Source organism: Streptomyces kanamyceticus, from assembly GCF_008704495.1.
In the GTDB taxonomy this organism is placed as follows: domain Bacteria; phylum Actinomycetota; class Actinomycetes; order Streptomycetales; family Streptomycetaceae; genus Streptomyces; species Streptomyces kanamyceticus.
On the sequence record NZ_CP023699.1, the window covers coordinates 4,902,671 to 4,923,500 of the forward strand.

Annotated in this window: 18 protein-coding genes and 1 pseudogene; 11 read left to right on the top strand and 8 right to left on the bottom strand. The window is 69.8% G+C overall.

The window, feature by feature from the left end:
• Window positions 1–12: 12 nt before the first annotated feature.
• Window positions 13–681, bottom strand: coding sequence for a snapalysin (gene snpA / locus CP970_RS20690; protein WP_055544326.1), 669 nt, complete (start codon window positions 679–681; stop codon window positions 13–15).
• A 222-nt stretch (window positions 682–903) separates the two neighbouring features.
• On the opposite strand from snpA, the gene CP970_RS20695 reads away from it, so the two are divergent.
• Both CP970_RS20695 and CP970_RS20700 read left to right on the top strand, forming a co-directional pair.
• On the top strand, window positions 904–1,899 hold the full coding sequence (locus CP970_RS20695; RefSeq protein WP_079043209.1) for a LysR family transcriptional regulator: 996 nt from the start codon (window positions 904–906) through the stop codon (window positions 1,897–1,899).
• A 180-nt stretch (window positions 1,900–2,079) separates the two neighbouring features.
• On the top strand, window positions 2,080–2,994 hold the full coding sequence (locus tag CP970_RS20700) for a hypothetical protein (protein WP_055544327.1): 915 nt from the start codon (window positions 2,080–2,082) through the stop codon (window positions 2,992–2,994).
• 76 nt (window positions 2,995–3,070) lie between these two features.
• Here CP970_RS20700 and CP970_RS20705 read toward each other — a convergent pair whose 3' ends face one another.
• The gene (locus CP970_RS20705; protein ID WP_055544328.1) at window positions 3,071–5,161 is read right to left on the bottom strand and encodes a PhoX family protein; all 2,091 of its coding nucleotides are present in this window, start codon (window positions 5,159–5,161) and stop codon (window positions 3,071–3,073) included.
• A 488-nt stretch (window positions 5,162–5,649) separates the two neighbouring features.
• Between CP970_RS20705 and CP970_RS20710 the strand changes: the two genes are divergently transcribed.
• Complete coding sequence (locus CP970_RS20710) at window positions 5,650–7,053, top strand: VWA domain-containing protein (RefSeq protein ID WP_317987162.1); 1,404 nt, start codon at window positions 5,650–5,652, stop codon at window positions 7,051–7,053.
• A 95-nt stretch (window positions 7,054–7,148) separates the two neighbouring features.
• Window positions 7,149–8,768 carry a methionine--tRNA ligase gene (gene metG, locus CP970_RS20715; protein ID WP_055551196.1) on the top strand — a complete coding sequence of 540 codons (1,620 nt, stop codon included), beginning with the start codon at window positions 7,149–7,151 and terminating at the stop codon, window positions 8,766–8,768.
• Window positions 8,769–8,861: 93 nt separating this feature from the next.
• Here the strand turns inward: metG and CP970_RS20720 are convergent, their stop codons facing one another.
• Both CP970_RS20720 and CP970_RS20725 read right to left on the bottom strand, forming a co-directional pair.
• Window positions 8,862–9,752, bottom strand: coding sequence for a hypothetical protein (locus CP970_RS20720; protein WP_055551194.1), 891 nt, complete (start codon window positions 9,750–9,752; stop codon window positions 8,862–8,864).
• A 33-nt stretch (window positions 9,753–9,785) separates the two neighbouring features.
• Window positions 9,786–10,133, bottom strand: coding sequence for an ATP-binding protein (locus tag CP970_RS20725; RefSeq protein WP_055551192.1), 348 nt, complete (start codon window positions 10,131–10,133; stop codon window positions 9,786–9,788).
• Here CP970_RS20725 and CP970_RS20730 point away from each other — a divergent pair.
• From CP970_RS20730 to CP970_RS20740, 3 genes and pseudogenes are all read left to right on the top strand, one after another.
• Window positions 10,103–10,300, top strand: a pseudogene (locus CP970_RS20730) (transcriptional regulator); the annotation flags it as partial. The gene CP970_RS20725 and the pseudogene CP970_RS20730 overlap by 31 nt on opposite strands.
• Before the next feature lie 10 nt (window positions 10,301–10,310).
• Window positions 10,311–10,499, top strand: a complete 189-nt coding sequence (locus CP970_RS20735; RefSeq protein WP_055551190.1) for a DUF397 domain-containing protein — start codon at window positions 10,311–10,313, stop codon at window positions 10,497–10,499.
• 76 nt (window positions 10,500–10,575) lie between these two features.
• Window positions 10,576–11,016: an ester cyclase gene (locus CP970_RS20740; protein ID WP_055551188.1), complete on the top strand. Its 441-nt coding sequence runs from the start codon at window positions 10,576–10,578 to the stop codon at window positions 11,014–11,016.
• A gap of 132 nt (window positions 11,017–11,148) precedes the next feature.
• On the opposite strand, the gene CP970_RS20745 is transcribed toward CP970_RS20740, so the two are convergent.
• The gene (locus CP970_RS20745) at window positions 11,149–11,733 is read right to left on the bottom strand and encodes a TetR/AcrR family transcriptional regulator (protein ID WP_055551186.1); all 585 of its coding nucleotides are present in this window, start codon (window positions 11,731–11,733) and stop codon (window positions 11,149–11,151) included.
• Window positions 11,734–11,840: 107 nt separating this feature from the next.
• On the opposite strand from CP970_RS20745, the gene CP970_RS20750 reads away from it, so the two are divergent.
• The gene (locus tag CP970_RS20750) at window positions 11,841–12,716 is read left to right on the top strand and encodes an NAD(P)-dependent oxidoreductase (protein ID WP_055551183.1); all 876 of its coding nucleotides are present in this window, start codon (window positions 11,841–11,843) and stop codon (window positions 12,714–12,716) included.
• A 63-nt stretch (window positions 12,717–12,779) separates the two neighbouring features.
• On the opposite strand, the gene CP970_RS20755 is transcribed toward CP970_RS20750, so the two are convergent.
• Window positions 12,780–14,165 carry a serine hydrolase domain-containing protein gene (locus CP970_RS20755; RefSeq protein WP_055551181.1) on the bottom strand — a complete coding sequence of 462 codons (1,386 nt, stop codon included), beginning with the start codon at window positions 14,163–14,165 and terminating at the stop codon, window positions 12,780–12,782.
• 152 nt (window positions 14,166–14,317) lie between these two features.
• Between CP970_RS20755 and CP970_RS20760 the strand changes: the two genes are divergently transcribed.
• Window positions 14,318–15,052 (top strand): TetR/AcrR family transcriptional regulator, encoded by a 735-nt coding sequence (locus CP970_RS20760; RefSeq protein ID WP_055551179.1) that lies wholly within the window; start codon window positions 14,318–14,320, stop codon window positions 15,050–15,052.
• A 91-nt stretch (window positions 15,053–15,143) separates the two neighbouring features.
• Complete coding sequence (locus CP970_RS20765) at window positions 15,144–15,323, top strand: hypothetical protein (RefSeq protein ID WP_079043752.1); 180 nt, start codon at window positions 15,144–15,146, stop codon at window positions 15,321–15,323.
• 289 nt (window positions 15,324–15,612) lie between these two features.
• Here CP970_RS20765 and aspS read toward each other — a convergent pair whose 3' ends face one another.
• The gene (gene aspS, locus CP970_RS20770) at window positions 15,613–17,391 is read right to left on the bottom strand and encodes an aspartate--tRNA ligase (protein WP_055551177.1); all 1,779 of its coding nucleotides are present in this window, start codon (window positions 17,389–17,391) and stop codon (window positions 15,613–15,615) included.
• A 164-nt stretch (window positions 17,392–17,555) separates the two neighbouring features.
• Between aspS and CP970_RS20775 the strand changes: the two genes are divergently transcribed.
• Window positions 17,556–19,745 (top strand): ATP-binding SpoIIE family protein phosphatase, encoded by a 2,190-nt coding sequence (locus CP970_RS20775; protein ID WP_055551175.1) that lies wholly within the window; start codon window positions 17,556–17,558, stop codon window positions 19,743–19,745.
• A 46-nt stretch (window positions 19,746–19,791) separates the two neighbouring features.
• Here CP970_RS20775 and CP970_RS20780 read toward each other — a convergent pair whose 3' ends face one another.
• A complete protein-coding gene (locus tag CP970_RS20780) occupies window positions 19,792–20,823 on the bottom strand; it encodes an AI-2E family transporter (RefSeq protein WP_055551173.1) in 1,032 nt (343 codons plus the stop codon).
• Window positions 20,824–20,830: the final 7 nt, after the last annotated feature.

Genomic DNA, 20,830 nt, shown 5'->3' on the forward strand with positions numbered 1-20,830 from the left:
GCCGACCGGGACTCAGCCCTTGTTGACCTTGTGCAGAGCCTTCGCAAGCCCATTGGCCCACAACTGATTGACCTGCGCCCGCTCATTCGCGTCAGGCTGCGGGTTGGTGCAGGAGGGCCCGGGCCCGCCACCCGACATCAGCTGACTGCACGGCCCGTCATACGTGTCAGGAAGACCCAGCACGTGCCCGGTCTCGTGCGTGGTCACCCGAGTCGAGTCGTACTGCTGGTTCTGCGCGTAGTCCAGGAAGATGTACCCGCTCCCGTGCCCGTCCGTGCTCGCGTACGAGCCGCGCGGGTCATCACCCTCGCGGTACTCGAAGCTCGCGCCCGAACTGCCTTCCTGGAGCTTGACGTTGGAGACGGCCGCGTTCCAGATGGACGTCGAGTTGGCTATCTGCTGCGCGAAGGTGGGGGCTCCGGACGCGTCGTAGGTGACGGTCACGGACTTCGCGCCGGGGTTGGCCGCGCGCTTCTCGGCGACGGCCTTCACCACGGCCTCGAAGAACGCCTTGTTCGCCTTGGCCTCCGCGGGCGACCCCGCGTAGTTGGCGTACGAGGCCGAGACCGAGGCCTGGCCCGACGCCGTGGAGGTCGTCGTCGCGGCGGTGGCCGAGGTCGCGCCGAGACCGGCGACGGTGAGGCCGAGGACGGCCGCGACAGACAGGTATCGCTTGCTCATGTGTGGGGGGCTCCCTAATTCGTTCGACGACCGGTTGGGGCGGTCGATGAAAGGTGAACGGTTCGGTGCCTGTGAGTGTCGGGGAGCATGAGGCCCCTGGGGATGATGGCAACTGGCGATAGCTCGGGGCTATCACCCGGTCCCGGCCTGCCCAGAACGGCTGGTTCTCAGGGGGTTTGGGCGTCTGGTGCGGCGGGCGCGACGCCTCTACTCTCATCGACCATGGAGCTCGAGGTCAGGCACCTCCGCGTACTGTGCGCCATCGCCGACACCGGCAGCCTGCACAAGGCGGCGCGCCAACTCGGCATGAGCCAGCCGTCCCTCACCACCCAGCTGCGGCGCATCGAGCACGCGCTCGGCGGCCAGCTCTTCACCCGGGAGCGCACCGGGTGCCGGCCGACCCCGCTCGGCCGCGTCGTCCTCAGCCGCGCCCGCCCCCTCGTCACCGAGATGCGCGCCCTGGTCAGCGAGACCAAGGCGGCCGCGGCCCGCGCCGTCGAGGGACCGCAGCTGCGCATCGGCTCCACGGCGAGCCGGGCCATACCGGGCTGGCTGCGCAAGCTGCGCGGCCGCCTGCCCGGCACCGAGATCTCGCTCCAGATGGACGTGTCCGCCAACGCCCTGCTGCGCATGGTGGCGGCGGGACAGCTCGACGTCGCGTTCGTGCACGAGGTGGAGGGCTGTCCGCTGCGGCTGCCCGAGACCCTGCGAAGACGCGTGCTCCTGGACCGCGAGCCCCAGTTCATCTCGCTGGCCGCGGACCACCCTGCGGCGGACAGACCCGTCGTACGACTCTCGGAACTCGCCGAGGACCGCTGGATGGTCGACCCGACGGTGGACGGCGAATGGGACGGACTGCGCCGCGTCCTGATCGCGGCCGGACTCAACCCCCGTGTCCTGCACGGCGATTACCACACGGCGGCGTCCCTCGTGGCGACCGGTGAGGTGGTCGCGCTCTGCCAGCCGACCTCGCGGGCCCGCGCCGACATGGCCGTACGCCCCCTGCACGGCGACCCCCTGGGCGTCCGCCTCCTGGTGGCCGCGCGCACCGAGGACGAGCTGAACGCGGTGTACGGCGAGCTGGACGCCGCGTACTGGGAGGCGGCCGGGCAGTCCCCCGCCTATACGGAGTGGCTCCTCCAGGCCGGAGAGACGCGGGGGACACCCGGCGAGACCCGGGGAACGCCCGACGGGACCTTGGTCCCAGCCACCCGGTGACCTTCGGCGCCACCCGCCCTGACCTGCACATTTAGCCGTTTTACGGTACTGGGTCACGTACTGCGGCCACTTGTTACCTTCCCTACGGATGACGCACACATGGCGCCCGTAACTTCGTATCTGTCGCCACCGCAAAGGGGCACAAACACGGACACGCCATCAACGAGGGAAGTCACCGCCATGCGCGCCACCCGCCGTACCTTCCGCACCGCAGCCATCGCCACCGGAGCCATCGCCGCGCTCGCCGTCCCGACGACGGCGGCGTTCGCCTCGGACGCCCCTGTCACCCCGCAGGGCCACGTCGCAGCCGGTGACGAGACCGGCAAGGACCAGACCGGCAAGGACCAGACTGGTCAGGACAAGACGGACAAGGACCAGACCGGGAACGACAAGGGCAAGGACAAGGACAACGAGACGCCGAAGCCGGGCAGCTGGGAGTCCAAGGGCACCACGAACCTCGGCAACGGCTGGTCCGCGAAGGTCGACGTCAACGTCTCCGCCCGCAGCGCCAAGGCGGCGATCTCCCAGAACGGCACGACCAAGGGCACGCTCACCGCGTACGCCAAGTCCACGACCAGCACGATCGGCGGCAACACCTTCACGCTCTCGCCCGAGGGCACCATCACCATGAAGGCCAAGCCCACCCCGCCGAAGCCGAAGCCGGTCGACAAGCGCGTCTTCGTCCGCGACGCCAAGCTCGCAGACGGCTCCCTCGCCAAGATCTACAAGATCGGCCCCAACCACTACCAGGCCGACATCTACGCACACGGCGCCAAGCTCGACACCCTCGACGCCAACGGCAGGTCCGCCTCCGGCCAGAACAACGGCCTGCACGTCACCCTGAACCCCGACGGCACCATCAAGTCCTGGGTGGAGGGCAAGACCCACCACGACGGCACCAAGCCGACCCCCAAGCCGGTCCCCAAGAAGGACTCTCACCAGGTCGTCCCGAAGGGCGGCGTGAAGGCGGGCGCCGAAGGCGTCACGACGGGCGCCTCCGACGACGCCCCGCTGATCGCCGCGGGCAGCGGCATGGCGGCGCTCGGCGCGGCCGGTCTCGGCTTCGCGGTGTACCGCCGCAAGCAGAACGGCTGATCGCCGACCGACGCACGCACGAAGGGGCACTCCGCGAGTCGCGGAGCGCCCCTTCGTCACGCGTACGTACCTACGCTCAGACGCCGATGTCGCACCCGTCCGCGCGCCACACCGAGACGACGGACGGCCGGACGATCTTGCCGGGCCCGTCCGGCCACGCGCTCGCGGGCTTCTCCACCGAGGCGCCGTCGACCTCGCCCGGGTGCTGCACGGCGACGAGCACCCGCCGGTCCTGGACGAGCGGCCCACAGGTCTCGGCGCCGGTCGGCATGGTCAGGAACTGCTTGAGCTCGCCGCGCCGCTCACCGCGTGTGGCAACCCCGAACAGGCCGTCGTGCGAGCCGAGTTGGTTGCCGTCCGTGGAGAGCCACAGGTTGCCGTGCGGGTCGAAGGCGACGTTGTCGGGGCAGGAGATCGGGGACACGCGGTCCTTGGGGAAGCCCGCGAAGTACGTCGAGGGGTCCTCCGGGTCACCGGCGACGAGGAACAACGACCAGGCGAACGTGGTCGCCTCGGCGCGGCCCCGGCGCTCGGTCAGTTCGAGCACCTGCCCGTGCTTGTTGAGGTTGCGCGGATTGGCCTCGTCCGCACCGGCCTTGCCCGCCTTGCCCCGGTCGGAGTTGTTGGTGAGCGCGACGTACACCTTGCCGGTGTGCGGCGAGGGCTCGATGTCCTCGGGCCGGTCCATCTTGGTCGCCCCGACCTTGTCACCGGCGAAGCGCGTGAAGACGTACACCTCTTCGGCGGTCATGCCCTCGACGTGCGAGACGGCCTTGCCGCCGGGCCCGGCGGTGGCCAGCGGAATCCAGCTCCCGCTCCCGTCGAACTCCCCGTCGGCGGGCAGCTTGCCCGAGCCGTCGATGTCGGCGGCGGGGGAGTCACCGGTGAGCTTGGCGACGTAGAGCGTGCCTTCGTCGAGCAGCGTCAGATTGTGCTCGTGCGCGGCCCGCGACGTCCCCTTGGCGACGCGCTTGCTGCTGACGAACTTGTAGAAGTAGTCGAACTTCTCGTCGTCACCCATGTAGACCACCGGGCGGCCGTCGTGCGTCAGGCGCGGCTGCGCGGCCTCGTGCTTGAAGCGGCCGAGCGCGGTGCGCTTGCGCGGGGTTGACTCCGGGTCGTACGGGTCGAGTTCGACGACCCAGCCGAACCGGTTGGCCTCGTTGGGCTCCTGCGCGAGGTCGAAACGACGGTCGAACCGCTCCCACTTCCGCTCGGACGCGGCGCCGACGACGCCGTACCGCTTGAGCCGGGCGGCCGCGACCGGGTCCGTCACCTTCTCGGCGTTGGCGAAGTACTGGTTGAAGTTCTCCTCGCCGTGCAGCGTGGTGCCCCAAGGGGTGGTGCCGCCCGAACAGTTGTTGAGGGTGCCGAGGACGGTGGTGCCGCGCGGATCGGCCTTGGTGCGGACGAGCTCGCTGCCGCGTACGGGCCCGGAGAGCGTGAAGGGGCTGGTGGCGGTGAGCCGCCGATTGAGCTGGTGCCGCGAGACGGCGCGCAGCTTCCCGCTCCTGCGCTCCCCCTCGACCACGACGACGGAGAGGCCGTGCGCGGCCCACGCCACCTCGACCTGCTCACGGGTCGGATTCTCGGGGTCGTACCCCTTGAACATCAGGATCTCGTCCGTGTACTCGTGATTGGCGACGAGGACCTGCCGCCCGTGCTCACGGCGCAGCGGCAGCAGGCTCAGGAAGTCGTTGTTGTACCCGAACTGTCCGGCCTGCGCCTTGGCGCTCTGCCGGTCGGCGTCGAAGGCGGGGGCGCCGCGCAGGATGGGCTCGCCCCAGCGGATGACGACGTTCTGCTCGTATCCGTCGGGAACGGTGACGACGTCGTCGGTGTTGGGCGCGACGGGCGAGAAGCGCAGCCCGCGGGCCGCCTTGCCCTTGCCGTGCTTGCCCTCCTTATGTCCGGCGGCGGCTGCCTCGCCGACCCCCGGCCCCGCTATGACCGTGCCGCCCGCGGCGGCGGCGACCGTCACCACAGCGGCGGCACGCATCATCGAACGACGGCTCAGCGCACCGGCGATGACGTCGCCGACGTACTCGTTCTCGCTGGTGTTCGGGACTTCCTGGAAACAAGCGTCACCGCAACGGAACCGACAAGTCAGGGCGGAACGGCCGCCGCTCCCCTGATGCGAGGTGATGATCGGCAGCAGTGTGCGCACGGGTCCTCCGTCGTGTGGCGTGGCCGGTTTTCGCCGTGACGGTATGGGCGGTATTCGGCAAGGCGACGGCCGGAGGGTGAACGGAGGGTGAATCCGTGGCGCACGGGAGGGAGTTGGCGCGAGGCTGCGGGGGCGGGGTGGTTCGGCCGGGTGACGGTGGGCGACCCTGCCCAAGATCGCCCCGGGCGGCGGCTAACCTTACGTGTCCGCCCTGGCCAGGGATTTTCGGGAATCAACTCACGCGAAGGGTTGCGCACATGGGCATTCTGAACCGCCTGCGGAACGCGTTCGGACGGTCACGCAAGGAGAGCGTTCCGGAGGCACGGGAGCCCGAGGTTGCGGCGTCGCCCGAGGTTGCGGCGGCGCCTGAGCAGTCGGTGTCGGTGAGCGTCCCGGCCCCGTCGTCCGAGCCGACGCCGGAGCCGACCCCCAGGGCATCGGTCCCTTCCCCGTCCCCCGAGCCGTCACCTTCGGAGGTGGACGACTTGGTGGCAGCGGCCTTCGACAACATCACGGTCCCGGCCCCCTCGGCCGAGCCGACGCCGGAACCGACCGCTGCCATCCCGTCCCCGGCCAAGCGGGACGCGACGGAGACGGAGGCGGAGGCGCCTGCGGCGCAGGAGACGGCTGAGGCGACGTCGCCGAGCAGCGAGGACGCGCTGGCCGAGCCGCCCACGACCGAGAAGCCGGACGCCACGGAGGCTGTCGCTGCGGAGACCACCACTGAGGCCACGTCGCCGAGCCCCGAGACCGCGGACGCCGAGCCCCCCACGGCCGAGAAGCCGGACGCCACGGAGGCTGTCGCTGCGGAGGCCACCACTGAGGCCACGCCGCCGAGCACCGAGACCGCGGACGCCGAGCCCCCCACGGCCCAGGAGCCGGACGCTGCGGACAACGCCGCTGCCGCTGTGGCCACGCCGCCGCACCCCAAGGCCGAGGACACCCAGCCACTCACCGCCCAGGAGCCGGACGCTGCGGACAACGCCGCTGCCGCTGTGGGCAATCGTCCCGCTGGGCGGGACGGGTGGGCACAGCCCACGTCGCCGAGCTCCGAGAACGAGGGCACCCAGTCGTCCGACCAGGACACCGCACCCGCGCCGCAGGCGGACCCCGAGGCCACTGAGCCCGCGCCGCAGGCGCAGCCCGTGGCCACCGAGCCCGAGCCCGAGCCGCAGGCTGACGCCCCCCAGCCTGAGGCTGACCCCGCCGAGGAGCCCGGTGCAGGCGCCCCCGCCAGCACTCTCGCCACCGTCAAGTCCAAAGCCCCGGGGCTAGCAACCGCCTACAAGGCAGCCGCAGCCGCCCTCAAGAAGAGGAACCTCACCGGCACCCGCGCCCCCGTCTACCTCGTCCTGGACCGCTCCGGATCCATGCGCCCGTTCTACAAGGACGGCTCCGCGCAGAGCCTCGCCGAGCAGGTCCTCGCCCTCGCCGCCCACACCGACCCCGACGCCACCGTCCACGTCGTCTTCTTCTCGACGGAGATCGACGGCACGGGCACCCTCACGCTCCCCGAGTACGAGGGCCGCGTCGACGAGCTGCACGCCGCGGCGGGCCGCATGGGCCGCACCAGCTACCACCGGGCGATCGAAGAGGTCGTGGCGCACTACGAGAAGTCGGACCACAAGGAGAACGGCACCCCCGCCCTCGTCGTGTTCCAGACGGACGGCCCCCCGGACGCGAAGGGCGTGGCGACCCAGGCCCTGAAGGACGCGGCCGCCCACCCCCTCTTCTTCCAGTTCGTCGCGTTCGGCGAGCACGACGCGAAGGGCTTCGACTACCTCCGCAAGCTGAAGGCGGACAACGCCGCGTTCTTCCACGCGGGCCCGGCCCCGCGCGAGCTCACGGACAAGGAGCTGTACGAGGGCGTCCTGGCATCCTGGCGCCCGTAGCGCTCGGGACCGGCGGACCCGGGCCCCGGAACCCCCGGGTCCGCCCCCTGATATCAATGTGAGTCGATCTCGATCGGGCCGTTAGGATTTCGACCATGGCGGCCACTGGATCCGAGAAGCAGGGAGCGGGCGAGAACGCGAAGGCGTTCTACGTCTCGACCCCCATCTACTACGTAAACGACGCTCCTCACCTGGGCCACGCCTACACGACCGTTGCAGGGGACGTGCTCACGCGCTGGCACCGTCAGCGCGGCGAGAAGGTGTGGTACCTCACCGGCACGGACGAGCACGGTCAGAAGATCATGCGCACGGCCGAGGCGAACGACGTCACCCCCCAGGAGTGGTGCGACAAGCTCGTCACCGAGGCCTGGAAGCCCCTCTGGGAGCACCTGAACATCGCGAACGACGACTTCATCCGTACGACGGAGAAGCGTCACACCGACCGCGTGCAGGAGTTCGTCCAGGATCTCTACGACAAGGGCGAGATCTACAAGGGCGGCTACGAGGGCCCGTACTGCGTGGGCTGCGAGGAGTACAAGCTCCCCGGCGACCTCATCGAGGCCGAGGACGGCACGAAGCTGTGCCCGATCCACAAGAAGCCGGTGGAGCTCCTCAAGGAGGAGAACTACTTCTTCAAGCTCAGTGAGTACGGCGACAAGCTCCTCGCCCTGTACGAGGCGAACCCGGGCTTCATCCAGCCCGAGTCGGCGCGCAACGAGGTCGTGAACTTCGTCAAGCAGGGCCTCCAGGACCTCTCGATCTCCCGCTCGACCTTCGACTGGGGCGTCCCGGTCCCCTGGGACGACAAGCACGTCATCTACGTCTGGGTCGACGCCCTCCTGAACTACGCGACGGCCGTCGGCTACGGCGCGAACGAGGAGAAGTTCGCCTCGACCTTCCCCGCGAACGTCCACCTCGTCGGCAAGGACATCCTCCGCTTCCACGCGGTGATCTGGCCCGCGATGCTGCTCGCGCAGGGCCTGCCGGTGCCGGGTCGCGTCGCCGCGAACGGCTGGCTGATGGTCGGCGGCGAGAAGATGTCGAAGTCGAACCTGACGGGCATCAAGCCGCAGGACCTCACTTACCACTTCGGCGTGGACGCGTACCGCTGGTACTTCCTGCGCGCGATCGCGTTCGGCAGCGACGGCTCGTTCTCGTGGGAGGACTTCTCCGCCCGCTACACGAGCGAGCTGGCCAACGACTACGGCAACCTCGCGTCGCGCGTAGCGGCGATGGTGGGCAAGTACTTCAACGGCGCCCTGCCCGAGGCTACGGCGTCTGGCGACGCGGAGAAGGCGATCCACGACGGCCTGACGAAGGCCGTCACGGACGCCGACCGAGCGATCGGCGAGGACCTGGACTTCCAGTCCGGCATCCTGTCGATCTTCTCCTTCGTGAAGCAGGTCAACGGCTACATCACGGAGCAGGAGCCGTGGAAGGTGGCCAAGGACGACTCACCGGAGGGCAAGGCCCGCCTGGCGACGATCCTCTACACGGCGGCGGAGTCGCTCCGCGCGGTGGCGGTGCTCCTCAACCCCGTCATGCCGGAAACGTCCCAGAAGCTCTGGGACTCCCTCGGCGCGGAGGCATCCCTCGGCGCCCTGTCCGCCCAGCCGGTCCAGAACGCCGCGACGTGGGGCCAGCTCCCCGTGGGTGCGACGGTGACGAAGGGCGCGGTGCTGTTCCCCCGCCTGGAGGAGAAGCCGGCCGCGTAGCGGTACGAGACGGATTGCTGGAAAGTCCCGGTGCTGCCCCCTGAATCACGGGGGTGGCACCGGGACTTTCGCGCATCAGCAGACGGGCGTACGTCAGGCCTCGTCACCGTCGAACAGATCGGCCGCGTCGGTCACGCGCACGGCCCGCAGGGTCCACGCCTTGAGCTGCTCCATATCGGTGCAGGCACTCACCCGCTCGCGAACCAACGGCGGCACGGAAAGCTCCCGCGCCTCAAGGATCTCCAGGATCGCCTCGACCCGATCCGCAGCCCGCCCCTCTTCCCGGCCCTCTTCCCGCTCCTTCACCGCGAACGGGTGGTCGAAGAAGTACTTGGTCGACATCATCAGTTCCTCCCAGATCTCCCTTGCCCGGAGGTCCACCAGACCGGACCGGGTGAGCTGCGCGAACACCGCCGCGCTGTTGGTGTCGATCGTCTCCAGGGCCGTGGCCAGTGCCCCCAGTATGGCGGCGGAACCAGGTCCCCTTCCATGCGTAATCGCCGAGAACACCGCAAGGGGGACATCCCTCTCGGCCTCGTGCCGGTCCACGATCACCGGCACGTTGTCGGGCCCCAGAACCAGCGGGCGCACGGTGAGCGAAGGCCAGCCCGGCAAGCCGAACTGGATGGGCTTCGCGGCCCAGCGGGCCGTCGCCGCGCTCTGCGTCACGACGATCAGCACCGGCTCGCAGCGGTACTTCTCGTGGAGATACGAGAGGTAGTAGGCCCAACTGCCGCGCTTCGCCTCGTCCTTCTTGCCCTGGGACTCGATGACGAAGAGATAGTTGCCTTCATCGGTGTCCACCCGTAACAGGGTGTCGCAGCGGCGCTCGATCGGTTCGATCTCCGTGAGGTCCACGTCGAGAGCCATGATGTCTCTGGGCTCCGGAAACGGAACGTGGAGCAGACGTTGGAGGGAGCGGATCAGCAGAGCCGTGTCCTTCTGGAAGATCCGGTGCATCGCCTCATGTGACGAGCTGACCATCAGTTCTCCTTTCTGTTCGGCGTGATCAACGAGCTACGCGGCGCCGAGTTCGCACCAGACGTACTTCCCGGAGTCGGTGGCCACGGGATACCAGCCCCAGCCGTCCGCGCAGGCCCGTACGAGGTCGAGGCCCCGGCCCTGCTCGGCGCCGACGGCGGCGACGCGTGGAGGCGGGGCCGGTGGCGTGGGGTCGGCGTCCCATGCCCCGATGCGGAGGACTCCGTCGGCGTAGCGGACGCGGAGGGCGGCGGGGCCCTTGGTGTGGCGTACGGCGTTGGTCACCAGCTCTGTCGCCAAAAGCTCGGCGACGTCGGAGAGTTGGGGCAGGCAGTGGAGGGTGAGCATGAGGCGGAGCCTCGATGATGTACACCGGCGGTCCAGTACCCCAACTGGACACCGGACTACGGGATGCCCCCACTGGCACCGCGTTCATCGATGCCGAACCGCAGCTGAATCAGCTTCGAACATTGTTCCGTAAGGTGGAGAAGGCGTCGCTCGATCCCACGGCGTCGCGGGACTTCATCCATCGTTTGTCGAAGGAACTGTGAGGCGCACCCCATGACCCCGGCTCTGCACTGGCAGAAGTCCACCTTTTCCGACGGCGGTGACGGCAACACCTGCGTGGAACTGGCCGCCACCGGCCCGCAGATCCACATACGCGAGAGCGACACCCCCACCACCGAACTGCTCACCAGCCCCGCGACCTTGGCCAGCCTCCTCCGCACCCTCAAAGCACGCGGGCGCTGAGCCATGTCACGTCCTCGGGCCCTGTGCCGTCGTACTGCTACGACGGCATCCGGCACAGACACCCGAGGAGAGCCCCATGTCGGCAACGGACGCATCACGCAACACCGCGCTGCTCCACCACTTCCACTCCGCAGCGAACAGCCGTGACCTGGACGCCATCTCGAAGGCCATCGACGAGTTCTTCACCCCGGACGTGCTCTTCCACGCGCCGGTGCCGAACGGTCTGACGGGACCGGAGGCCATGAAGCAGGTGTGGCGGACGCTGCTGCGCGCGTATCCCGACATCAACGTCACCATCGAGGAGACCATCGCGGAAGGCGACAGGGTCGTCTCCAGGAACACGGTGACCGGGACCCACCTGGGCGAGTACCAGGGCCTTCAGCCCACCGGAAAGACCGTGACGTACAGCGAGATGTTCATCATGCGCTTCACCGACGAAGGACGGGTCGCCGAGGTCCGCGGCATCGTCGACGTCCTCACCCAACTACGCCAGCTCGGCGCCTTCCCTTCGCCATGACGCACGGGCGCAGCCCCGGTCGCAAGGTCATGCGGGAGACACCGGTCCCAGCAGTCCTGGCCGGGACGTAACGCGTACGACGACGCAAGCACGCAGCCGGGCCTGACCGCCCGCTGAAGGTCAGGCCCAGGCTCACCCCTCGTACGACCGCACCAACCGCGCCATCTGCCGCCCCGCCGCCCGCAACGGCTCCTCGCTCCTCGCGACCTGAGCCGTCACCTCCGCGCCCTCCAGCGCGCTGATGACAGTCGTCGCCACCTCCCGCGCGTCCTCGGGTGCGAAACCGGAACCGAGGAGACGCTCCTCGACGATCCCCTCCCAGCCGCGCAGCGCCTCCGCGCAGACCCGCTGGATCTCCGAATCCGTCCCCAGCGTCTCCAGGGCGGCGGCCGTGACGGGGCAGCCGTCCGTCCAGCCCGACTCCCGCAGCCCGACGGCGAGTTCACCCGCGCAGCGCTCGATGGCGGCAGCGGGATCCCCCTCCCCGGCGAGCCCCTCGCGCAGCATCACCGCGAACTCCTCCGCGCTGTACGTGATCGCGGCGACCGCGACGGCCTCCTTCCCGCCGGGGAAGAAGTGGTAGACGGAGCCGAGCGTGGCCTGCGCCTCCTTGGCGATCTGCTTGATGCCCGTGCCCACGTACCCCTGCCGCTGGATGAGGCGTGCGGAGACGGCGACGATCCGGTCGCGGGTGCTGGGAGCGCTCTTCTCGGCCATGGGGCCAGCCTACCCGGAATTAGTTAGAGCGTTCGTTCTAGCGACGTGCTACGTTCTCACCACGCACTAGATAGAGCGATCGTTCTAGAAGCCACTTGGAGCTACTCATGCCTCGTACCTCGCAGTCCCTCACCCTCATCGGCCTCGGCCCCATGGGCCAGGCCATGGCCGCCGCCTACCTCGACCGGGGCTACGACGTCACCCTCTGGAACCGCACCCCGTCCCGCGCCGACGCCCTCGTGGCGCGCGGCGCCACCCTCGCCCCCACCGTCGAACAGGCCCTGTCCGCCAATGAGTTGGTGATCCTGAGCCTGACCGACTTCGACGCGATGTACGCGATCCTCGAACCCGCCAAGGACGCCGTCGCGGGCCGCACCCTGGTCAACCTCAGCTCGGACACCCCGGAGAAGGCGCGGGCGGGCGCCCGCTGGGTGACCGAACTCGGCGGCACCCACCTCACCGGCGGGGTCCTGTGCCCGCCGCCGCTGATCGGCACGCCGGACACGTCGACGTTCTACAGCGGGCCGCGCGAGACGTACGACACGTACCGCGCCACCCTTGAGGTCATCACCGGCAAGTCCGACTACCGTGGCCCCGACCAGGGCCTCGCGGCGCTGATGTACCAGCTCAACATGTTCATCTTCTGGCCCGCGATGGTCGCCTACTGGCAGGCCGTCGCCGTGGCGGGCGCACACGGCATCTCGGCCGGGGAGATCGCTCCGTACGTCACCGAGAACTTCACCGGCATGGGCCACTTCATCGACTTCTACGCGGCCCGGATCGACGCGGACAACCACGCGGGCGACGTCGACCGCGCCTCGATGGGCCTGGCCAGCATGGAGCACGTCGTCCACACGGCGTCGGACGCGGGCGTGGACACCGCGTTCCCCGCGGCGGTGCACGACGTCTTCCGGCGCGTGGTCGAGGCGGGACACGGCGCGGACAGCTTCTCCTGGGCGGTGGAACTGCTCAAGAAGGGCTGAGAGCCAGGTAGATAGAGCAGATAGAGCCGCCCGCGCCGACCACCGGAGCGCTCACCGGAGCGCTCACGCCACCTTCGGCGCGACCCGCATCCCGACGTAGCAGCACTCCGTGCCGTCGCTCAGGGTCGCGAAGACCACCGGCATGTAACCCTCGCTGAAGGATGGACCCGCGCCGGTCCCCGCGTACACGGACTCGGTCACGGGGTGGAGGTCCACGTCGAGCGCGGGCGAGAAGTCCTTCATGCCGTCCACGAACTCGTAGACGAGGTGGGGCGCGCCGTCCGGCTCGGAGACGGTGATGACGACGCCCGCGCGCTCGTAACGGCCGACGTGGCGCGAGAAGTCCACGACGGGCGGCTGCGCGGGCGGCTCGAAGGCGTCCGGCATCCGCACGTCGGCGAACGTGCCGAGCAGCTCGCGGAAGAGCGCTCCGTACAGCTCGCGCGCCCCACCACCGTTGGTGAGCAGTACGACGGCCACGCCCGCGTGGGGGACCACGCGCAGATAGCCGTACTGACCGATCGCCGCGCCGTCGTGGCCGTAGCCCGTGACGCCGTCCCAGTCGTAGAGGGTCCAGCCGAGGCCCCAACCGTCCGAGCTGACCGTCCACTTGTCGGGCACGTCGACCACGCGGCGCCGCATCTCCTCGACGGCGTCCGCCGACAGGATCCGGGTGCCGTCGGCCGCCGTACCGCCGTCGAGGTGCATCCTGGCCAGCCGCGCCACGTCACCGGCGGAGACGATGACCCGGCCGTAAGGGCCCGCGGAGCGCGGCATCAGGTCCCAGGCGGGGGCCGGTTCCGGGTACTGGCCAGGATCGCCGAGGTGGCTCATCGCGACGCGGTACGAGAGGGCCTCCTCGGGCAGCGTCATGGAGCGCTCCAGGCCGAGCGGCTCGAAGAGGCGCTCCTTCAGGGCCTGGTCCCAGGTCGTCCCCGTCAGCACCTCGATGATCCGGCCGAGGACGTTGTAGCCGAGGCTGCTGTAGGAGATCGCGGTGCCGGGGCCGCAGTCCATGGCCACGCCCTTCGCGGCCTCGACGTAGCGCTCCAGACAGTCGTCGCCGCGCCCGGCGTCATAGGTGAAGTCGCAGGTCAACCCGCTGGTGTGGGAGAGGAGTTGACGGGTGGTGATGGTCCGCGTGGCCTCCTCGTCGGCCGTCTCGAACTCGGGGAGTATCTCCTTCACCGGCGCGTCCAGGTCCAGTTGCCCCTCGTCGGCGAGGCGCATGATCAGCGTCGACGTATAGATCTTGGCGATCGAGCCGGACTGGAACACCGAGTCCGTGGTCACCTCCACACCGGTCCCGGCGTGCAGCACGCCGCTCGCCAGCTCGTGGATCTCCCCGTCGACGAGGACCGCGAGCGCGGCGCCCGGGACGTGGTGCGCGGCACGCAGCTCGTCGAACCGGGCCTGCCAGCGGGCGAGTTCGAACTTCTTCTCCGACATGGGTTCCTCCACGATCAGTAGCGATCAGTAGCGATGCGTACGTCGTTCTCGTCTTGCGAACACTGTACGCACAAGGATCGCCGTACGCAAGATGCGAACGCTGTGCGCTACCGTGGAACGGGGGACAGTCGCACACCACCAGGAGGTCCGCCATGCCCGCCGCTCAGAAGCCCGATCCGAAGCCCGATCCGAAGCCCGGCCAGAAGTCCGATGCCCCCGAGATCGCCTCGGTCTGGACCCGCCCGCGCCGCCAGCGCGAGCAGCTGAGCCGCGAGCAGATCGTCGCCGAGGCCGTCCGACTCCTCGACGCGGACGGCCTGGAGGCGCTGAGCATGCGCAAGCTCGGCACCCGCCTCGACGCGGGCGCCACCTCCCTCTACCGGCACGTCGCCAACAAGGACGAGCTCATCGAGCTGGTCGTCGACGAGGTCTACGGCGAGCTCGACGTGCCCGCCGCCGACGACGGGAAGCGCTGGCGGGCGGCCTCCGTCCACAGCGCGTACAGCCTGCGCGCGATGATCCTGCGGCACCCCTGGGTCGCCTCGGTGCTCGGCCAGGTCGGCCTGATCCACCTCGGCCCGAACGTGACGAGGATGTCCGAGCGGATGACCGCCGTGTACGCGACGGCGGGCTTCCCCGCCGACGAGACCGAGCAGGCGATGAGCACCGTCATCTCGTACATCATCGGGATGGCCACCAGCGAGGCCGCGTACCTGTCACTGATCGCGCGCAGCGGCAAGACCGAGCGGGAGTTCGCGGAGAGCCTGCGGGGCGAAGGCGAGGGCGACCCGCGGATGCGGGATCCGGAGAAGGCGCGCGACGAGACCTTCGACTACGGCCTCCAGCGGGTCCTCGACGGTCTGACCGTACGACTTTCGGCCAGTTGAAACCCGAAAATGGATCACGGTGAGCTAAGTCATGCGGAGAGGCAGCGCAAATTGACGGCGCCTTCACACTCTCCTACGTAAGCTTCACCACATGGCCACGACTCCCTCCCCCGACCGGCGACGCACCGCCGACGAGGTCAACGAGGAGATCCGTGCGCTCTGGCTGGGCGCAGGCGGCCGCCTCCGCCCCGACGAACGCCTCGTGTACGAACGCCTGGTAACGGAATGGGCAGAAGCGGAAGCCAAGTCCACCCCTACACAGGCGGCTTGAGCACCCGAGCCCCGTCAGGGGCGCGAGGAACTGCGCAATCTTCTAGGGGCGCGAGGAACTGCGCAATCTTCTAGGGGCGCGGGGAACTGCGCAATCTTCTAGGGGCGCGAGGAACTGCGCAGTCTTCTAGGGGCGCGAGGAACTGCGCAATCTTCTAGGGGCGCGGGGAACTCCGCAAGGGGCGCGAGGAACTGCGCGCCCAGCCACAACGCACGCGCAGCAGAAAAGAAGCCCAGACACGCGAAGGCCCCCCGGAACACCAAGTTCCGGGGGGCCTCACACACATCCGCTACTGCGCCGCAGGCTTCTGCACCGCAGGCTTACGCAGAGAAATGTTCAGCTCACGCAGCCGCGTCTCCTCCAGCTCCGTCGGCGCGCCCATCATCAGGTCCTGCGCGTTCCCGTTGAGCGGGAAGGAGATCGTCTCGCGGATGTTCGGCTCGTCCGCGAGGAGCATGACGATGCGGTCGACGCCGGGCGCGATGCCACCGTGCGGCGGGGCGCCGAGGCGGAACGCCTTGAGCATGCCCTTGAACTCGTGCTCGACGGTCTCCGCGTCGTAGCCCGCGATCTCGAAGGCCTTGAGCATGACGTCGGGCTCGTGGTTGCGGATCGCGCCGGAGGACAGCTCGATGCCGTTGCACACGATGTCGTACTGCCAGGCGAGGATGTCGAGGGGGTCCTTCTCCTCCAGGTCCTTCATGCCGCCCTGGGGCATCGAGAAGGGGTTGTGGGAGAAGTCGATGCGACCCGTCTCCTCGTCCTTCTCGTACATCGGGAAGTCGACGATCCAGCAGAAGCGGAAGACGCCCTCTTCGAAGTGCCCGGCGCGCTTGGCGGCCTCGACGCGCACAGCGCTCATGATCTTCGAGACCTCGTCGAACTCGCCCGCGCCGAAGAAGACGGCGTGACCCGGGGCCAGCGAGAGGCGCTTGGTCAGCTCCTCGACGTTGGCCTCGGTCAGGAACTTGGCGATCGGGCCCGTCAGCGAACCGTCCTCGGCGACGCGCACCCAGGCCAGGCCCTTCGCGCCCTGCTCGACCGCGTAGTCACCGAGGCCGTCGAAGAACTTGCGGGACTGCGAGGCCGTGTCCGGCACGGGCAGCGCGCGCACGTGCTTGCCCGCGAACGCCTTGAACTCCGAGCCCTCGAAGATGTCCGTGATGTCGGTCAGTTCGAGCTTCGCGCGCAGGTCGGGCTTGTCGTTGCCGTACTTCAGCATCGACTCGCGGAACGGGATGCGCGGGAAGGGCGAGGTGACCTCGCGGCCGCCGCCGAACTCCGTGAAGAGCTCGGTCATCAGCTTCTCGATGGGCTGGAAGACGTCTTCCTGCTCCACGAAGCTCATCTCGACGTCGAGCTGGTAGAACTCGCCCGGCGAGCGGTCCGCGCGCGCGTCCTCGTCGCGGAAGCACGGCGCGATCTGGAAGTAGCGGTCGAAGCCCGAGATCATGAGCAGCTGCTTGAACTGCTGAGGGGCCTGCGGCAGCGCGTAGAACTTGCCGGGGTTCAGGCGGGAGGGGACCACGAAGTCACGCGCGCCCTCGGGCGAGGTCGCCGTGAGGATCGGCGTGGCCATCTCGTTGAACCCGAGGGCGACCATCTTCGAACGGATCGAAGCGATCACGGACGACCGCAGCATGATGTTGCGGTGCATGCGCTCGCGGCGCAGGTCCAGGAAGCGGTACTCCAGGCGCCGCTCCTCGTTCACGCCGTCCTCGGCGTTGATCGTGAAGGGGAGGGGGGCCGCGGCGCCGAGCACCTCGACCTCGCTCGCCTCGATCTCGACCTCGCCGGTCGGCAGCTCCGGGTTCACGTTGTCCGTGCCGCGCGAGACGACCTTGCCGTCGACCCGGACGACCGTCTCCTTGGACAGCTTGTCCAGGACCTCGGCGGCCTTGGTGCCCGGGCGGGCCACCAGCTGCGTGATTCCGTAGTGATCGCGGAGATCGATGAACAGAATGCCGCCCAGGTCTCGGCGATTGTGCAGCCAGCCGCTCAGCCGGACGTCGGTGCCGACGTCAGAGGCGCGGAGCTCGCCGCAGGTGTGGGACCTGTACCGATGCATCGTCGTTCATCCAGTCTTCGCGAATAGGGGAGAGAGCAGACCTCCCCAAGGCTACCGTCCGGTCGAAGATCGGTTTCCGGATATTCGCGGGCGCCACCCTCCCGGGGCCCGGGAACGACAGGGCTCGGTGGCGCCTTGCCTGTACATCTTCCTAAAGTGGGTCAATGCGCACCGACGATCCCCTCCTACCGGTGGGGGACGACTCCCTGCCTCCCGTGCGGGACGTCCTGGCCGCCATCGCGACCGGACTGTGGCGCTGGGACAACGCAACCGGGACCGTCACGCTCGACGCCGAGGCCGCCCGGCTGCTCGGCCTGCCCGCGCACGCCCAGACGCTCAGCGAGGCGGGCGTGCGCTCCCGCTTCCACCCGGTCGACTGGAACGAGATCTACGGCACCGTCCAGCTCGCCGTCGCCGAGGGCACCCTCGCCGAGGCCCGCCTCCGGATCATGGACGACACGGGGCGCCGGGTCCTGCGCACCGTCCGCAGCCGCTCCAAGCCCGTCCTGCATGACGCCACCGAGGCGTACGAACTGATCGGCACCCTCCAGGAAGTCACCGAGCCCGCCCCCGGCACCGCCGCCCGCACGCCCGTCACCGGCGACTGGCGCCGCTCCCGGGAGGCGTTCCTGCTCGACGCGGGGCGCGCGCTCGCCGAGGCGCGGTCCACGGAGGAGGTCCTCCGGGTCGCCGCGGGGCTCTCCATGCCGGGGTTCTCGCCGGACGGCCTCGCGGTCTTCGGCGTCGCGGGCGAGCGCCTGACGATCATCGGGCACCACGGCCACCAGCCCGGCGACGACGGCCCCTTCTCCGCGATGCCGCTGGACACCGACTACCCGGCCGCCGAGGTGGTCCGCACCGGACGGGCCGTCTATCTCTCCACGCCGGAGGACTACCGCAGGCGCTATCCCGCGGCCTGGCCGCTGGCCAGCCGCTTCGAGCGGCAGTCCTGGGCGTTCCTGCCGCTGACCGTCGCGGGCCGCACGATGGGCGCGTGGATGGCCGCGTTCACGTACCCCGTCTCGTTCACGCCCGACGAGCGCTCCGTCCTGACGACGGTCGCGCGGATGCTGGCGCAGGCCCTCTCGCGGGCCGGGGTCGCGGAGTCCGAGCGGGAGCTGACGGAGGGCCTGCAGCGCTCCATGCTGCCGACGCTCGGCCCGAAGATCCCCGGCATGAGCGTGGCCGCGCGCTACGTGCCGACCGGCGGCGGCCTCCAGGTGGGCGGCGACTGGTACGACATGATCCCGCTGCCCAACGGCCGCATCGCCTTCGTCATCGGCGACGTGCAGGGCCACGACGTGCGCGCCGCGGGCCTGATGGGCCAGCTGCGGATCGCCCTGCGCGCGTACGCCTCCGAGGGGCACCGCCCGGACGCGGTGCTCTCCCGGGCGACGCGCTTCCTCTCCGGGATCACGGAGTCCATCGCCTACGGGTCGAGCGGCAGCGGCACGGACGCGGCCACCGCGTACGACCCGCGCTTCGCGACCTGCCTGTACGTAGAGGCGGACCCCACCACCGGCGTCCTGGAGATGGCCCGCGCGGGCCACCCGGAACCCGCCATACGCATGAGTGACGGAACGGTCCTGCTCCGCCCCACCGCGGGCGGCCTGCCGCTCGGCATCGACCCGGACGCCGACTACCCGACGACCCGCCTCGTCCTGGAGTCCGGCGAGACCATGCTGATCTGCACCGACGGCCTCATCGAGACCGGCGGCCACGACCTCGACAGCGGCTGGGCGCGGATCAGGGCGATCCTGGAGGAGTACGAGGAGGAGGGCGCGACCGGCGACGGCGAGGGCCTGGAGCGGCTCGCCGACACCCTCGTGCAGGCCGTGCACGGCCCTTCCTCGCACCACACCACGGGCCCGCTCGCCGACCGGCGCGAGGACGACATAGCCGTGCTCCTGCTGAGCAGGACGGGCCGTACCGAGCAGCACACGGACGCCCGCCGCACGGTCCTGACCGTCGCCCAGGCCGAGCCCGAGCGCGTCGCGGGCGCCCGCCGCCACCTGCGGGACCTGCTGCACGACTGGGCGGACGCCGACCAGGTCGACTCCGCCGTCCTGATGGTCTCGGAGATGCTCACCAACGTCCTCGTGCACACCGACGGCGACGCGCTCCTGGTCGCCGAGGTCACCGGCGAGCCCGGCGCCCGCCGCCTGCGCGCCGAGGTCGCGGACGGCAGCGACGACCTGCCGCACAAGCGCAGACCGGGCGAACTCGCCTCGTCCGGGCGCGGGTTGGTCCTGATGGAGCTGCTCGCGGGGGCGTGGGGCGTGGACCCGCGCGGCGACGGCAAGAGCATCTGGTTCGAGCTCTACGAAGATGCCTCCGGCGGTGGGGCGGAGTAGGAAAGCGCGGGTGGTTCGTGGCTGGTCGCGCAGTTCCCCGCGCCCCTTACGGGGCGTAGCGGTCCCGCAGTTCGGAGAAGATCCCGAACGCCGCCGCCGTCAGCGGCACCGCGAGGAGCATGCCGAGGATCCCGGCGACCGACGCCCCCGCCGTGATCGCCAGCATCACCAGCGCCGGATGCATCTGCACCGTACGGCTCTGGATCATCGGCTGGAGGACGTGACCTTCGAGCACCTGCACGGCGAGGACCACGCCGAGCGCCCAGAGCGCGATGACGAAGCCCCGGTCGGCTAGGGCGACCAGGATGGCGACCGCGCCGGACAGGAACGCCCCGAGGTAGGGGATGTAGGCGCCGACGAACACGAGCGCGCCGAGCCCCCAGGCGCCGGGCACCCGCAGGACGAGCAGCCCCACGGTGATGCAGATGGCGTCGATGAACGCGATGATCGTGGTCCCCCGCATGAAGCCCTCGATGGCCTCGAAGGCGCGGCGCGCCATGGCCTCGATGGTGTCGGCGCTGCCGCCGGGGGCGAGCGAGCGCAGCGCGCCCATGGCGCGCTGCGAGTCGCGCAGGAAGAAGAAGACGAGGAGCAGCGCGAGGACGGCCATCGCCATCATCTCGCCGACGGTGCTGAGCCCGCTGATCACTCCGGACGCGGCGGTCCCGCCGAACTTGCCGAAGAGTTCCTTGGCGTTGGACGCCATGTCGTCGAGCGAGGTCCCGGCCGCCCCGAAGTACTTCGACAGGTCGGTGGCGGCCTGCTTGAGCGAGGCGATGATCTGGTCTCCGCTGTCGATCAGGGCCTTGACCACGACGTAGGTGGCCCCGCCGACGACGGCGACGACGGCCGCGCAGGTGAGCCCCGCGGCGAGGGAGCGCTGCACCTTCATGCGGACCAGGCGCCGGTAGAGCGGGCCAAGGAGCGCGGTGCCGAGCAGCGCGAGGAGGACCGGGGTGACCGCCGTCTTCAGGGTGACGCAGAGCCAGATCCCCACGGCGGCCACGCCGGTGACCAGGAGGGCGACCACGCACCAGGCGGCGGTGCGGCGCGCGGGCTCGGGCAGCAGGGTGCTCACCCTCCTA